Origin of the sequence: Burkholderia anthina (assembly GCF_001547525.1) — a bacterium.
In the GTDB taxonomy this organism is placed as follows: Bacteria; Pseudomonadota; Gammaproteobacteria; order Burkholderiales; family Burkholderiaceae; genus Burkholderia; species Burkholderia semiarida.
The window spans coordinates 920,180-934,790 of record NZ_CM003768.1; the positions used below are offsets into that span (position 1 = coordinate 920,180).

The 14,611-nt window shown below is 68.4% G+C and carries 14 protein-coding genes and 1 riboswitch; of the genes, 5 read left to right on the plus strand and 9 right to left on the minus strand.

All coding sequences use genetic code 11. The features are described 5' to 3' along the window. Positions 1-380: 380 nt before the first annotated feature. The 4 genes from WS64_RS04315 to thiC form a co-directional block, all read right to left on the minus strand. Complete coding sequence (locus WS64_RS04315) at positions 381-1,307, minus strand: DMT family transporter (RefSeq protein WP_059644097.1); 927 nt, start codon at positions 1,305-1,307, stop codon at positions 381-383. Positions 1,308-1,447: 140 nt separating this feature from the next. Next, positions 1,448-1,702: a hypothetical protein gene (locus WS64_RS04320; protein ID WP_060965797.1), complete on the minus strand. Its 255-nt coding sequence runs from the start codon at positions 1,700-1,702 to the stop codon at positions 1,448-1,450. Positions 1,703-1,913: 211 nt separating this feature from the next. Further along, positions 1,914-2,126, minus strand: a complete 213-nt coding sequence (locus tag WS64_RS04325) for a glycine zipper 2TM domain-containing protein (protein WP_059573926.1) — start codon at positions 2,124-2,126, stop codon at positions 1,914-1,916. A gap of 228 nt (positions 2,127-2,354) precedes the next feature. Next, positions 2,355-4,286, minus strand: a complete 1,932-nt coding sequence (gene thiC, locus WS64_RS04330; protein ID WP_060965798.1) for a phosphomethylpyrimidine synthase ThiC — start codon at positions 4,284-4,286, stop codon at positions 2,355-2,357. A 124-nt stretch (positions 4,287-4,410) separates the two neighbouring features. Further along, a riboswitch (TPP riboswitch) is annotated at positions 4,411-4,527 on the minus strand. A gap of 268 nt (positions 4,528-4,795) precedes the next feature. Here thiC and WS64_RS04335 point away from each other — a divergent pair. The 3 genes from WS64_RS04335 (at position 4,796) to WS64_RS04345 (ending at position 6,605) form a co-directional block, all read left to right on the plus strand. Continuing rightward, on the plus strand, positions 4,796-5,080 hold the full coding sequence (locus WS64_RS04335) for a pentapeptide MXKDX repeat protein (protein ID WP_060965799.1): 285 nt from the start codon (positions 4,796-4,798) through the stop codon (positions 5,078-5,080). 74 nt (positions 5,081-5,154) lie between these two features. After that, positions 5,155-5,787: a cytochrome b/b6 domain-containing protein gene (locus WS64_RS04340; protein ID WP_060965800.1), complete on the plus strand. Its 633-nt coding sequence runs from the start codon at positions 5,155-5,157 to the stop codon at positions 5,785-5,787. Between the two features lie 29 nt (positions 5,788-5,816). Then, a complete protein-coding gene (locus WS64_RS04345) occupies positions 5,817-6,605 on the plus strand; it encodes a molybdopterin-dependent oxidoreductase (RefSeq protein WP_060965801.1) in 789 nt (262 codons plus the stop codon). Positions 6,606-6,821: 216 nt separating this feature from the next. Here WS64_RS04345 and WS64_RS34840 read toward each other — a convergent pair whose 3' ends face one another. After that, the gene (locus tag WS64_RS34840) at positions 6,822-7,424 is read right to left on the minus strand and encodes a hypothetical protein (RefSeq protein ID WP_167351600.1); all 603 of its coding nucleotides are present in this window, start codon (positions 7,422-7,424) and stop codon (positions 6,822-6,824) included. 37 nt (positions 7,425-7,461) lie between these two features. Here WS64_RS34840 and WS64_RS04350 point away from each other — a divergent pair, with 37 nt between their 5' ends. Next, complete coding sequence (locus WS64_RS04350) at positions 7,462-8,841, plus strand: RICIN domain-containing protein (RefSeq protein WP_208606844.1); 1,380 nt, start codon at positions 7,462-7,464, stop codon at positions 8,839-8,841. Positions 8,842-9,141: 300 nt separating this feature from the next. Further along, a complete protein-coding gene (locus tag WS64_RS04355) occupies positions 9,142-10,341 on the plus strand; it encodes an EamA family transporter (protein WP_060966885.1) in 1,200 nt (399 codons plus the stop codon). A 36-nt stretch (positions 10,342-10,377) separates the two neighbouring features. Here the strand turns inward: WS64_RS04355 and WS64_RS04360 are convergent, their stop codons facing one another. The 4 genes from WS64_RS04360 to WS64_RS04375 form a co-directional block, all read right to left on the minus strand. After that, on the minus strand, positions 10,378-11,577 hold the full coding sequence (locus tag WS64_RS04360; RefSeq protein ID WP_059573921.1) for an MFS transporter: 1,200 nt from the start codon (positions 11,575-11,577) through the stop codon (positions 10,378-10,380). A gap of 166 nt (positions 11,578-11,743) precedes the next feature. Then, on the minus strand, positions 11,744-12,568 hold the full coding sequence (locus WS64_RS04365) for a phosphodiesterase (RefSeq protein WP_060965803.1): 825 nt from the start codon (positions 12,566-12,568) through the stop codon (positions 11,744-11,746). A gap of 84 nt (positions 12,569-12,652) precedes the next feature. Further along, positions 12,653-13,684 carry an ABC transporter ATP-binding protein gene (locus WS64_RS04370; protein ID WP_060965804.1) on the minus strand — a complete coding sequence of 344 codons (1,032 nt, stop codon included), beginning with the start codon at positions 13,682-13,684 and terminating at the stop codon, positions 12,653-12,655. A gap of 24 nt (positions 13,685-13,708) precedes the next feature. Continuing rightward, a complete protein-coding gene (locus WS64_RS04375) occupies positions 13,709-14,605 on the minus strand; it encodes an ABC transporter permease (protein WP_060965805.1) in 897 nt (298 codons plus the stop codon). Between the last annotated feature and the right edge of the window lie 6 nt (positions 14,606-14,611).

The window sequence follows — 14,611 nt, forward strand, 5'->3', positions numbered from 1 at the left end:
CGGGATTGCCGCGGCGCGCGTATCAGGGTAACTCCAGACGCAAACGCTACATCGCGATCCCGGCACGCGGGCGGCGGCGCGGCCGGGGGCGCCGCATGCGTGCGTACGGTGCATGATCGTCGCGAAACGAAGCGCGCCGCGGCCGCGGGCGAGCATCCCGCGACAGGGCGTGATCGTGCGTCGTTGCCGCCCGATACGGGAAATCCCGGCGGCCGGCCGCCGCTGTCAGACGAATGAGACGAATGCCGCGCGCCGCGGTGCGATCGGCGGCATGTCGGCCAACCCGCGGCGCGCCGTCATCGGCATTGCCGCGCGGCGGCCACTGGGCCGCGGCCAGCGGGCGGCCTGCGACGGTCCGTGCGCGCCCGGCGTGCCGATCGTCAGGCCGCTTCGCCGCCGCGGGGCCGGACACCGGGAATCCGCTTGATCACGCCGGTCGCGAGCGCGGTGCCGACGAGCACGATCGCGCAGCCTTCGATCATCACGGCCGACACGTGTTCGCCGAGGAACAGCGCGCCCCACAGCAGGCCGAACACGGGGATCACGAACGTCACGGTAATCGCGCGGGCGGGCCCGATGTGCGCGATCAGGTAGAAGAAGATGAAATAGGCGATGCCCGTGCACGCGACGCCGAGCGCGAGCACCGCGCCCCATGCGTGCACGCCGATCGGCGCGGCCGGCCACGTCGCGATCGCGAACGGCAGCAGCAGCACGGTCGAGCCGATCATGCTGCCCGCTGCGTTGACGAGCGGATCGACGCCGCCGAGGTTGCGTTTCGTATAGTTGGCCGCGACGCCGTACAGCAGCGTCGCGCCGAGTGCGGCCGCCGCGGCGAGCGCGGTCGCGCCGGCGCCCGTGTCGCCGTGCGCGGTCGCGATCTGGTTCCACACGAGCGTGAGTACGCCGGCGAACCCGATGACGAGGCCGAGCGCGCGCGGCAGCGACAGCTTGTCCTTCAGCCACAGATAAGCGACGAGCGCGCCCCACAGCGGCGTCGTCGCGTTGATCACCGACGTCACGCCGGCCGACAGCGTCAATTCGGCGAACGCGAACAGGCAGAACGGGATGCCGGAATTCAGCGCGCCGACGACGAACAGCGGCCACGCATGACGGCGCAACCGGGCGCCGAGATCGGCCGGTTTGAAGCGCGTCAGCGCGAAGCCCGCGAGAAACAGCGCGCCGATGCCCACGCGCAGCGCCATCAGCGGCGCGACGCCGAAATCGACCACGCCGATCCGGATGAACAGGAAGGATGCGCCCCACAGGGCGGCGAGCACGGTCAGCAGGAAAGCGTTTTTGGGCGACATCGATCGGGGAGGGCGGGGACGGGATGCGAGGATCTTACACCGCGTTACCACACCGTCGTTTCACGATCGGATGAAACGACAAGAAACGGGAACGTCGCCGATCGTGCCCGGCGGCGGGCGGCCACGCGCGATGCGGCCGATCAGCGATGACGCCAGCCGCCGCGTCCGCCGAAGCCGAAATTGAGCGACAGTGCCGGGCCCCAATAGCCGCCCCACGCCGGCCCATACGCAGGCGCCGGATAGTAGTAGGCGGGGGCCGGATCGACATACACGGGCGCGGGCTGTACCGGCGCCGGCGCCGCCGTGTAATAGCCTCCGGGATAGTAGGCGTACGGGTAATAGCAGCCGGCAAGCGTCGCGCAGGCAAGCGCCGCGGCGACGAAGGTCCTGTTCATGATGTGTCTCCGGCGCAGCCGGCTATCGGCAGATACCTGAAGCTTAGGCCGAGGACCGGTGACACGGTATGAGAAACGGTAACCGATCATTTCCGGTCAGCGGCCGCGCCCCGCGGCGCTACATGCAAAAACGGCGCGTCCGCGGTGCGGAAGCGCCGTTGAGCCGATCGGCCGTGGCCGGATGACGCCCGGCCGGCCGGAGTCGGGCTGCTTACTTGCCGATCTGGTTACCGATGATGCCGCCGGCCGCCGCGCCGCCCAGCGTCGACAGCGCGTTGCCGCCGATCGCCGCGCCGGCGACGCCGCCGACACCCGCACCGATTGCCGTATCGCGCTGACGCCGCGACATCGAATCGCAGGCCGACAGGCTGGCCACTGTCGCGACGAGGAGCGCGCATACCCCAAAACGCCGAATCGAATTCATGATCGTTGTCCTTGTGGTAGTGAACGGAGGGCGCGCGACCGGCCGGCGGCCGCGCATGTCCCCAATCTACGCGCCGTCCCGCGGCGCTGCTGTAAGGACTTGTTAAGGCTCGCGCGGTTTCGTAATCAATTGTTTCCCCTGCGCCGGCAGGCACGCGACATGCGCAAAAAAGCCCGCTCGAAAGCGGGCTTCGTGCAGCGCGATGCGAGCCGGTGGGGCTCGCCGCGCTTACTGGCGGTGATAGATCTCGGCGCCGGTCTTCACGAACTCGACTGCCTTGACCTCCATCCCCTTCTTCAGCGCTTCGGTCTCCGACACGCCTTGCTGCGCCGCGAACTCGCGCACGTCCTGCGTGATCTTCATCGAGCAGAAGTGCGGGCCGCACATCGAGCAGAAGTGCGCGACCTTCGCCGAATCCTTCGGCAGCGTCTCGTCGTGGAATTCGCGCGCCTTGTCCGGGTCGAGACCGATGTTGAACTGGTCTTCCCAGCGGAACTCGAAGCGCGCCTTCGACAGCGCGTTGTCGCGCACCTGCGCGCCCGGATGACCCTTGGCGAGGTCGGCCGCGTGCGCGGCGAGCTTGTACGTGATGATGCCTTCCTTCACGTCGTCCTTGTTCGGCAGGCCAAGGTGTTCCTTCGGCGTCACGTAGCACAGCATCGCGGTGCCGAACCAGCCGATCATCGCGGCGCCGATGCCCGACGTGATGTGGTCGTAGCCCGGCGCGATGTCGGTGGTCAGCGGCCCCAGCGTATAGAACGGCGCTTCCTTGCACCAGTCGAGCTGGAGATCCATGTTCTCCTTGATCAACTGCATCGGCACGTGGCCGGGGCCTTCGATCATCACCTGCACGTCGTGCTTCCACGCGATCTGCGTGAGCTCGCCGAGCGTCTTCAGTTCGCCGAGCTGCGCTTCGTCGTTCGCGTCGTAGATCGAGCCGGGGCGCAGGCCGTCGCCGAGCGAGAAGCTCACGTCGTACGCCTTCATGATCTCGCAGATCTCTTCGAAGTGTTCGTACAGGAAGCTTTCCTTGTGATGCGCGAGGCACCACTTCGCCATGATCGAGCCGCCGCGCGACACGATGCCCGTCATCCGGTTCGCGGTGAGCGGCACGTACTGCAGGCGCACGCCCGCGTGGATCGTGAAGTAGTCGACGCCTTGCTCGGCCTGTTCGATCAGCGTGTCGCGGAAGATTTCCCAGGTCAGGTCCTCGGCCTTGCCGTTGACCTTTTCGAGCGCCTGGTAGATCGGCACCGTGCCGATCGGCACCGGGCTGTTGCGGATGATCCACTCGCGCGTTTCATGGATGTGCTTGCCGGTCGACAGATCCATCACCGTGTCGCCGCCCCAGCGGATCGCCCACGTCATCTTGTCGACTTCCTCGCCGATCGACGACGTGACGGCCGAGTTGCCGATGTTCGCGTTGATCTTCACGAGGAAGTTGCGGCCGATGATCATCGGCTCGGATTCCGGGTGGTTGATGTTCGCGGGGATGATCGCGCGGCCGCGCGCGACTTCGTCGCGCACGAATTCCGGCGTGATCTCGGCCAGCGCGTTCGCGCCGAAGGCCGCGGCGCCGAACGCCTGGCCCGGATGCTGGCGGCCCATCATCGCGGCGAGCTTCGCGCCGTTCGGGCCGCTCGACTTCAGGCTCTCGATGTATTCGGCGCGGCGCTGGTTCTCGCGGATCGCGATGTATTCCATTTCCGGCGTGATGATGCCCTGACGCGCGTAGTGCATCTGCGTGACGTTCTTGCCGGGCTGCGCGCGGCGCGGGTTGCGGTGCAGGCCGGGGAAACGCAGGTCGGCGGTGGCCGGATCGGCCGCGCGCTCGAGGCCGTACTGGCTCGACAGGCCGGGGAGCACTTCGGTGTCGCCGCGCGCTTCGATCCAGCGCTGACGCAGTGCGGGCAGGCCCGCGCGGATGTCGATCTTCGCGTCCGGATCGGTGTACGGGCCCGACGTGTCGTACACGTAGATCGGCGGATTCTTCTCGCCGCCGAAGCCGGTCGGCGTGTCGGCCTGCGTGATCTCGCGCATCGGCACGCGGATGTCGGGTTGCGAGCCGGTGACATACACCTTGCGCGAATTGGGCAGCGGGGCGACGGCGGCGGCGTCGACGTGGGCGTCGGCAGACAGAAACTTCGGATTGGCGTTCATGCAATCTCCTGTGCGGGCGCCGGACAGGCGCTTCGGCGCTTGCCCGGAGCCCTTGACGAATGTGGGGCTCGAGCTAAGCAGGAGACAAGGCTTGGTGAGGCGGCGGGTTTCGTCAGAGGGATGGCGGCGAAATCCGTACGCTTCCCTGCGCTGGCATTATCCAGATCAGGTTCAAAGGGTATTTCTCACCCGCAATGCCGGTTGTTTGACCGAACGCATTGCAGGACCCCCGCGTTAGCAGCGCACACGATACACCGGCTTGGCGGCGGTTTCAACCGGATGCGGCGCGGATGCCGCCGGGCGATGGCCGGATCGCGGCCGCTGGTGCGCGCACGCTGCGCCGCAGCAAGCGCTGCGGTCGAACCGCGATGCAGGGCCGGACAGAACGGCCGAGCGGGGCAGTAGTCCGTTCCCTTTTTTCGGGCGCAAAAAAATTTTCGTCATCGCTGTCATTTCCGTCCGCGTGCTCCGTCTATTCGGCTCCTTAACCCATGTATCGGAGAGATGTCATGAAAAAAGTATTCATCGCCACCTGTATCGCCGCACTTGCCACGATCGCAACGGGGGCCTACGCGCAGAACGATGCGATGTCGAAGGACGGCATGTCGATGTCGAAGGACGCGATGGGCCACGACGCGATGGCGAAGGACGGCATGAAGAAGGACGGCATGAAGAAGCAGGCGATGAAGAAGGACGCGATGAAGAAGGACGCGATGAAGAAGGACGCGATGGGTCACGATTCGATGAAGAAGGACGACGCGATGAAGAAGGACGCCATGAGCCCGTCGAACTAACGAATGCGTGCGGGGCGCGACCGGCCGGTCACCGGCGCGTCGCGCCCCGTCACATCATCCCGGGAGTCTTCATCATGCAAACGGTCCCTGTCACGGATCGCGCGAGTGTGCCGCCGCCCGCGCCGACGATCCATCCGCGGTGGGTGCGCGCGAGCCACTGGCTCAACGCGCTCGCGGCGATCCTGATGGCGTTGTCCGGCTGGCGCATCTATGACGCGTCGCCGATCTATCCGTCGTTCACGTTCGCGCACGGCATCACGCTCGGCGGCTGGCTCGGCGGTGCGCTGCAATGGCATTTCGCGGCGATGTGGCTGCTGGTCGGCAACGGCCTGTTCTACCTCGCGATGTCGATCGCGACGGGGCGCTTCGCACGCAAGCTGCTGCCCGTGACGCCGGCGTCGGTGTGGCGCGACGTGCGCGCCGCGATCCGCGGGCGGCTGTCGCACGACGACCTGAGCGTCTACAACGCGGTGCAGCGTGCCGCGTATCTGACCGCGATCGTCGATCTCGTCGTATTGGTGCTGTCGGGGCTCGCGATCTGGAAATCGGTGCAGTTCCCGCTGCTGCGCGAACTGTTCGGCGGTTACGACAATGCGCGCATCGTGCACTTCTGGGCGATGTCGCTGCTGGTCGCGTTCGTGGTCGTCCACGTCGCGATGGCGTTGCTGGTGCCGCGCTCGCTGCTCGCGATGCTGCGCGGCCGCTGACCTGTACACCGCGGGCGAAGGAAATCATCATGTCGGAATCTGAAAACAACCGCGGCGAGCCGCGCTGGGCGCTCGACCGGAAATCGCTCGAGCTCGACGTGCGCCGCGAACTCGAGATGCCGTCGCGACGGCTCTTCAACCGGCGCGTGCTGACGCTCGGCGGCCTCACGATGCTGACCGGCTGCACGCTGCAGGACGACGCGTCGGTCAACACGTTCCTCGAGAAAGTGTCGCGCATGAACGACCGCGTGCAGGCGTGGCTGTTCAACCCGAACCAGCTCGCGCCGACCTACACCGAGGCCGACATCACGCGGCCGTTTCCGTTCAACGCGTACTACGGAATCGACGACGTGCCGCACGTCGACGAATCGACGTATCGGCTCGTGCTGTCGGGCCGCGTGACGGGCAAACGCGTATGGACGCTCGACGAGCTTCGCGCACTGCCGCATGCGGAACAGATCACCCGGCATATTTGCGTGGAAGGGTGGAGCGCGATCGGCCGCTGGGGCGGCACGCCGTTCGGCGCATTTCTCGCGCGCGCGGGCGCCGACACGCGGGCGAAATACGTCGGCTTCAAGTGCGCGGACGACTACTACGAAAGCATCGACATGCCGACCGCGCTGCATCCGCAGACGCTGCTCGCGTTCGAGTACGACGGCCGCCGGCTGCCGGCGGAATACGGCTTCCCGATGAAGCTGCGGATGCCGACCAAGCTCGGCTACAAGAACCCGAAGCACATCATGGAAATCTTCGTGACGGACACGTTCCCCGGCGGCTATTGGGTCGATCAGGGCTACAACTGGTTCGGCGGATCGTGATGTGGGCCGCATCGCGCGATGGGGCGGCGACTCATCTCGAAAATGATCGGAAAAGATCGAATTTTATGGCGTCAATGAGGGTGGTAATTTAGTACTTGTACGATTGTTTGTCAGATGCGCCGAATTTTATAATTTTCTCATCGCGCCAGATCTCCTCGCTGGAGATCGGCGCCGATTGACGGATGTATCTGGCAGCAGCGGAATTTAACCTATTCGCTATTCGAATCGCGAATGACAGGTCGAGTAACGCTGGTCGCGCACGGTGTGATGCGTGTGCGACTGCGCCTTCCTTTTTCCTATTCGCGGTGAGTCGATTAGCATGAATGTTGTATTTTTTCGGCGTGGTTTGCCGTTGGGAGCATTTTGTCTGCTGGCGGGTTTGACATTGTCGGCCTGCGGCGGTGACGATTCGTCCGAGGTCGTGCAGATCGAGGACGCGAGCCCGCGTCCGGAGCCGGGCGATGTTGAAGTGGTCGATCCGCCGCCCACGCTGCCCGAGGCGGTGCCCGGCGAGCCTCCGCCGGTTGTGCCGCCGGCGGTCGTGCCGCCGCCGGTTGTGCCGCCGCCGGTTGTGCCGCCGCCGGTTGTGCCGCCGCCGGTTGTGCCTCCGCCGGTTGTGCCGCCGCCGGTTGTGCCGCCGCCGGTCGAACCGCCGCCGGTCGAACCACCCCCGGTCGAACCACCCCCGGTCGAACCACCGCCGGTCGAACCACCGCCGGTTGTGCCGCCGCCGGTCGAACCACCCCCGGTCGAGCCGCCCCCGGTCGAACCACCCCCGGTCGAACCCCCGCCTGCACCCATCGACACGAGCTTCGCCATCCGCAACCTCGCGCAAGGCGGCGAGCGCTGCCTCACGATGTCGACTGTCGATGGCGTGTCCGTCGGGTTCGCGGCCTGTTCGGGATCGGACGCGCAGCGCTGGCGGATGGAGCGGGCCAACAACGAGAACTTCAGGGTGAAGAACGTGCTGGCCGCATCGCAGAGCCGCGACGTCTGCCTGCGTGCGGCGCCTGCCGCGCCGGGCGCGGTGAGCATGTCGTCGTGCGGCGGCGCCGATTACCCGGCGACGCGGCTGTGGCGTGCGGCGATGCTCGATCCGAACGGCACGTTCACGATGCTGAACAAGCACTGGGCCGCGACGAACACGCTGCAGGCGACGGAGGGCGCACCCGCGATGCTGCCCGAAACCGGCCAGCCCGCCGCGCGCTGGACCTATGAAGGCGAGGTGCCGACCCTCATGCGCAGGGTCGGCGGCACCGATCGCGTGTTGCTGATAACGGGCCGCTTTACGGGCCAGACGGCGAATCCCGCCGAGCCGATCCGCAAGGCGGTATTCGGTGACGGCGAGGATTTTTCGTCGCTCGCGCACTACCTCAAGCTGGCATCGCGCGGCAAGTTCGGGATCGAAGGCACGATGCTGACCGACGTGGATCTCGGCGATTTCCCCAAGGGGTGCGATTCGGTCGCCATTCGCGCGCAGGCGAAGGCCGCGGCGAAGGCGCGCGGCGTCGATGCCGGCAAGTTCAACTTGTTGTTCGTCGATTTCCCGTCGAACCGCGAATGCAGATTTTCAGGTCTGGCCGGGAGCCCGGGCGCGTGGATCCTGTCGAACGGCTCCGGGCATGGGTACTGGATGTGGACGCACGAGTTCGGGCACGGGCTCGGCGTACACCACCCCGATTCGCTGCAACACTGCCCGGTCAAGGATGGCGCCGTCGTGATCGGCAACGGCTGCGTGACGGGCGGCATCGACGATCCGACCGATACCGTGGGCGGTGGCGGCCGGCGGATGTATCCGGTCGATTACCAGTTGTTTACCGGCTGGCTTTCCGAGGAGGACGTGCCCGCCATCGTCAAGCCCGGCACGTATCGCCTCGCGCCGCTGTGGAGCACGCTGCCGGGCAAGCAGGGCTACCGGCTGCCGCGTGGGGACGGTTCGGCGCTGGTGCTCGAATTCCGCCGTCCGCAGCTCGACGCGGGCAAGCGCGGCACGTTCGAGGACTGGCCGGACACGTCGCCGTTCGTCAACGGCGTGACGGTGCGGATCATGCGCCACCCGAACACCGTGAGCATCAAGAACACCCTCGTCGATGCGACGCCCGGCAGCGCGGACGGCATGAAGGACGCGCCGCTGATGCCGGGCAAGTCGATCGTCGATACGGTGTCCGGACGCCGGATCACCGTGCTGTCGGCCGACGAGAGCGGCGCGGTCGTGCAGGTCGAACTGGCGCGGTAGACAGGAAGGGCTCGCGGCACGCCGGGTGTCGCGCCGAAACGTCACTCCCGATCCTTTCGGACAGGTGTGACGATGCTTTCGAATCCTTGATGCCATAATGCCGAGCGTGCGCAACCGAAACGGTTGCGCGCGTTTTTTTTGTCCCTCTGCCGCCGCTTGCCGGTTCTTTTTCGTCGCCGTTCGCACTGCCATGTCGTTCCGCACGTTTGCTCTGCCTTCCCGGTTCCGCCTGGACCGTTTGCCGGCATTGCCGGCGTCTTTCCGCGGAGCACGCGACGCGACGTGCGGGCGGGCAGCGCAATGACACCGCTCGACCGCCTTCTCGATTTCCTCTCCCGATTTTCGTTCCGGATCCGTCTGCCCCAAAGCCGCGGCGGTCGCCTGGCGCTGGCGCTCGTCTTCATCTATTTCGTCTGGGGCTCGACTTACAGCGGGCTGCATTTCGCGCTGCAGTCGTTTCCGCCGCTGCTGCTGTCGGGGCTGCGCAACCTGCTCGGCGGGATCGGCCTGTTCATCTTCGCGCTGCGGCGCAAGCCCGAATGGCCGACGCTGCTGGAAATCCGCAACTCGGCGATCGTCGGCACGATGCTCGTCGCGCTGTCGTCCGGCACGATCGCGCTCGGCATGCGCACGGTCAGCAGCGGGTCGGCCGCGGTGATGGTGGCCACGGTGCCGCTGTTCGCGACCGTGATCGCGGCGGTCGCCGGGCGGCCGGTGGCGAAGGGCGAATGGGCGGCCGTCGCGCTCGGGATGGTCGGCATCGTCGTGCTGAATTCGGGCGGCGCGGCCGCCGCGAACTCGGCGCTCGGCACGATCTGCGTGCTGGCCGGCGCACTGTTCTGGGCGGGCGGCGCGCATCTCGCGACGCGGCTCAAGCTGCCGTCCGACCTGTTCCTGTCGACGTCGCTGCAGATCGGCCTCGGCGGGCTGATGTCGACGATCGTCGCGTGGCTGCTCGGCGAACGCGTCGAACAGTTGGCCGTCGGGTCCGTGTTCGCGTTCGTGTACCTGATGGTGTTCTGCACGATGGCCGCGTACGTCGCGTACGGCTATCTGATCCGCCATACGAGCCCGATCATCGCGAGCAGCTGCATGTACGTGAATCCGATCGTCGCGGTCGCGCTCGGTGCGCTGCTGCTGGGCGAACCGGTGACGATGGCGACCGTCGTTGCGACCGTCGCGATTCTCGGCAGCGTCGGGTTGTCGTTCGTGTTCGATCCGGCGCGTCGGCCCGCGGCTGCTACGGCCACCGCCTCGGCCGCCACTTCACCGGCCGCACCGGCCGCGGCGGTGGAGCAGGCGCTCACAAGCGATGCTTCGCCGCCGTCCGAGCCGATGGCGACACCCGATCCGGCGCCGATTCTCGCGCCTTCGGCCGTCCCGTTGGCGGTACCGACGCCTGCCGCGGTCATGGATCCCGGCGCGGTGATCGACCCGGCCCCGGCGTTCGCGCCGCCGCCCGCCGCCGCCGAGCCGGCCGCCGCGCGCACCGACGCGTGACGCCGCCGCTGCCGCAGCAGCCGCAGCCGATCCCGCTCAGCCGCGCCGGCCGCCGCGATGGTGGGACCAGCCGGCGAGCGCGGCAAACAGCAGGCCGGCCGCGCACATGCCGGTCCAGCCGAACGCGCGCCATGCGGCGACGCCGGCCGACGAGCCGAGCGCGCCGCCGATGAAGTAGCACACCATGTACACCGTGTTCACGCGGCTGCGCGCGTCGGGCTTCAGCGCATAGATGCGCGACTGGTTCGAGATCTGCGCGGCCTGCACGCCCACGTCGAGCACGATCACGCCGATCACGAGCCCGACGAGGCTCGACCCCGACAGCGCGAAGATCACGAACGACAGCGCGAGCAGCGCGATCGCGAGCGAGATGATCGCGCGTGGGCCGCGCGTGTCCGCGAAGCGGCCCGCATAGGGCGCGGCGAGCGCGCCCGCGGCGCCGACGATCCCGAACAATCCGGCTGCCTGCGGGCCGAGATGGAACGGCGCGCCGGCGAGCAGCAGCGTGAGCACGGGCCAGAATGCGCTGAACGCCGCGAACAGCGCGGCGCCCGTCAGCGATGCCTCCCGCAGCCCGCGCAATTCGACGGCCAGATGCCACATCGAGCCGAGCAGCTTGCCGTACGACAGCGTCGACGTCGGCGAGCTGCGCGGTAGCCGCAGCACGATCACGACGGCGAGCGCGACGAGCGCCGCGACCGAGGCGGCGAACACCGCACGCCAGCCGAAATACTCGGCGACGAAGCCGGCGGCGGTACGCGCGAGCAGGATGCCGAGCAGCAGGCCGCTCATCACGGTGCCGACCGCGTGGCCGCGTTCGGCCGGCGGCGCGATTTCGGCGGCGAACGGCACGGCCTGCTGCGCGATGGTCGCGAGGATGCCGATCGCGAGGCTCGCGACCGCGAGCACGGCCAGCGACGGCGCGGCGGCCGCCACGATCAGCGCGATCGACAGCCCGGCGATCTGCAGCAGGATCAGCCCGCGGCGATCGAAACGGTCGCCGAGCGGCGCGAGCAGGAACATGCCGGCCGCATAGCCGAGCTGCGTCGCGGTCGGCACCGCGCCGATCCATGACGCGCCGTCCGGAAAGGTCGCGCGGAAGCTGTCGAGCAGCGGCTGGTTGTAGTAGATGTTGGCGACCGACACGCCCGCGATCGTCGCGAGCAGCAACAGCAGGCTGCGCGAGTAGTGGGGCGAGGCGGCGTCGGTCGGACGGTCGGTGGAGGCGGTGGACATGGCGGCGGCAACGGAGTGGGGCGGCGCGGCAGGCGGCGCACGCGTCGGATGCGCAGCAGGCCGGGCGCCGGTCGAGGCTGCCGATCATACCGGAGCGACGCGAATCCTGCCGGCGGCAAGCCGGCGCGACGGGCCGGTCGCCGCCCGTCACCGCGCTTCACATCGGTCAGTCGACCAGCTCGCCCGTCGGCTCGTAGAACGGATACGGCCCCGCGCCTTCGTCGATATACACGTGATGCGACGTCATCCCCGTATCGGGCGCATGACGGTGGACCGCGAACGCCGGCGGTTCGAGCCGGAACGCCGACGGCGCGTCGGCCCGCAGGTCGAACGCGACCTGGTGCGCGGGCGACGGCACCGCGCACGCGAGCGTGCCGCCGAAGCGCGTGAACATCGTGCGGTGTACGTGGCCGCACAGCACGCGCTCGACGTTCGGATGCGCGCGCAGCAGCGCATCGAGTTTCGCCGCGGCGCCGGGTGCGAGACGCAGCTTGTCCATGTGGCCGATGCCCGACACGAACGGCGGGTGATGCAGCGCGACGATCACCGGCTGCGCGCGCGCGGCGTCGAGTTGCGCGGCGAGCCACGCGAGCCGCGCGTCGCACAGGTCGCCGTGGCTCGCGCCCGGCACCTGCGAATCGAGCGCGAGCACGCGCACCACGCCGACGTCGAGCGCGTACTGCACGAATTCGCCGTCCTGCAACTCGGCGCGATCGGCGAACGCGCGGCGCAGACCGGCACGGTCGTCGTGATTGCCGATCATCAGGTAGTACGGCATCTCGAGTGCCGCGAGCAGCTCGCGCAGGTTGCCGTACTCTTCATCGTGGCCGAAGTCGGTCAGGTCGCCGGTGACGAGCACGGCGTCGGGGCGCGGCACGAGTGCGTTCAGCTTCGCGACGCAGCGCGCGAGCGCGGCCGCGGTGTCGACGCGCCGGTACGCGAGCTGGCCCGGCCGCTTGATGTGGAGATCGCTGATTTGAGCAAGCAGCATCGTCGTTCCTCGGAATCGTCTGGTTGTTGTCGCGGCGGCGTGCGCCGTCGTGGGGGGCTGCATGCATGATGCCCGATCGGCGGCTTACGCGCCGAGCGCGATCAGGCCTTCCGGCGCGATCGTGAGACCGACCGCCGTGCCGCGCGCGAGCGCGATGCGGCCCGGTACGTCAATCACGAGCGCGTCGGGCGCCGCATGCTCGATCGTGAGCCGCGTGCGCTCGCCGAGGAACGCGCATGCGCCGACCGCCCCGCGCAGCGGCGCGTGCGCGGGATCGGCGAGTTGCGCGTCCTCGGGGCGGAAGAACCATTCGTCGGCCGCATGCGGCGTGACGATCGCGCCGCCCGTCGTGGCGAGCGCCCCGTCGCGCCATTGGCCCGCCAGCCGGTTCAGCGTGCCGATGAAGTGCGCGACCGTGCGGTTCGCGGGGTGGTAGTAGATCTCGCGCGGCGTGCCGATCTGCTCGATGCGGCCCGCGCCCATCACGACGATCCGGTCGCCGAGTTCCATCGCCTCGGCCTGATCGTGCGTCACGTAGACGGTCGTCACGCCGAGCGCGCGCAGCAGCGCGTTCATGTCGCGGCGCAGCACGTCGCGCAGCTTCGCGTCGAGCGCGGTCAGCGGTTCGTCGAGCAGCAGCACGCGCGGCCGCACCGCGAGCGCGCGCGCCAGCGCGACGCGCTGACGCTGGCCGCCCGACAGTTGATCGACCGGTTTGTCCGCATGCGCGTCGAGCCGCATCATCGCGAGCAGTTCGTCGACGCGTTCGCGCAACGCGCGCGGCGCGGTCTTGCGGATCTTCAGCCCGTAGCCGACGTTGCCGCGCACCGTCAGGTTCGGAAACAGCGCGTAGTTCTGGAACACCATGCCGACCTGCCGGCGCTCGATCGGCAGCGCGGTCACGTCGTCGTCGCCGAACGCGATCGTGCCGCCGGCGTCCGGCGTGTCGAGCCCCGCGATCAGGCGCAGCGTGGTCGTCTTGCCGCAGCCGGACGGCCCGAGCAGCACGAGCGTTTCCCCGGCGCCGATCGACAGGTCGAGCGGCTCGAGCACGCGTGTGCCGCGGAACGTCTTCGCGCAGCGGGTCAGGGTGATGGGCGTGGAATCGAGTTTCATGGGATCGGTAAAGTCAGCACAGGGTCAGCGCGGGCGCTTCTTCAGCGCACGCGTCCCGGACGGATCGACGCCGAGCCACTGCATCGCGACGAGTAGCGGCAGCGTCATCAGCAGGAACAGGATCGTGTACGCGCTGCCGACTTCGAGGCGCAGCGACGCATAGGTATCGGCGAGCCCGACCGGCAGCGTCTTGGTGTCGGGCGTATGCAGCATCCACGTGAGGTTGAATTCGCCGATCGACAGCGTGAGCACCGCGAGCGCGCCAGCGACGATGCCCGGCCGCAGGTTCGGCAGCACGATCGTGGCGAAGCGCGTGACGAACGACGCGCCGAGGCTCGCCGCGCCTTCCTCGAGCGTGCGCAGGTCGGCGCCGGCCGCAACCGCCGCGACCGCGCGCACCATGAACGGCAGCGTGAACACGACGTGGCCGACGACGATGAACCACAGGCTCATCCGGAATGCGGTGAAGCCGCCGTACACGACCAGCAGCGCGAGCGCCGAGGCCAGGCCCGGCAGCGCGACCGGCAGCACGAGCGCTTCCTCGATCGCACGCGCGACGCGGCTCTTGCTGCGCGCGAGCGCATAGCCGGCCGGCACGCCGACCGCGAGCACGATCGCGAGCGTCGCGAACGCGACGTAGAGCGACAGCGCGACCGAGCCGTGATACTGCTGCCACACCTGTTCGAGCCAGCGCAGCGTGAGGCCGCTCGACAGCCCGCGGAAATAATTGACGGTGAGGCCCGCGAACACCGACATCACGACGGGCACGATCAGGAACGCGCACAGCAGCAGCGTGACGCTCCATTGCAGCGCGGCGATCGCGCGCGCGCCCGTGACGCGCGGTGCACGTCGTGCGACGCCGTTCGCATGCGACGGAGCGGGCGCCGACGACAGCGTGGAAGAGCCGGAAAGCGATTGCATGAAGGA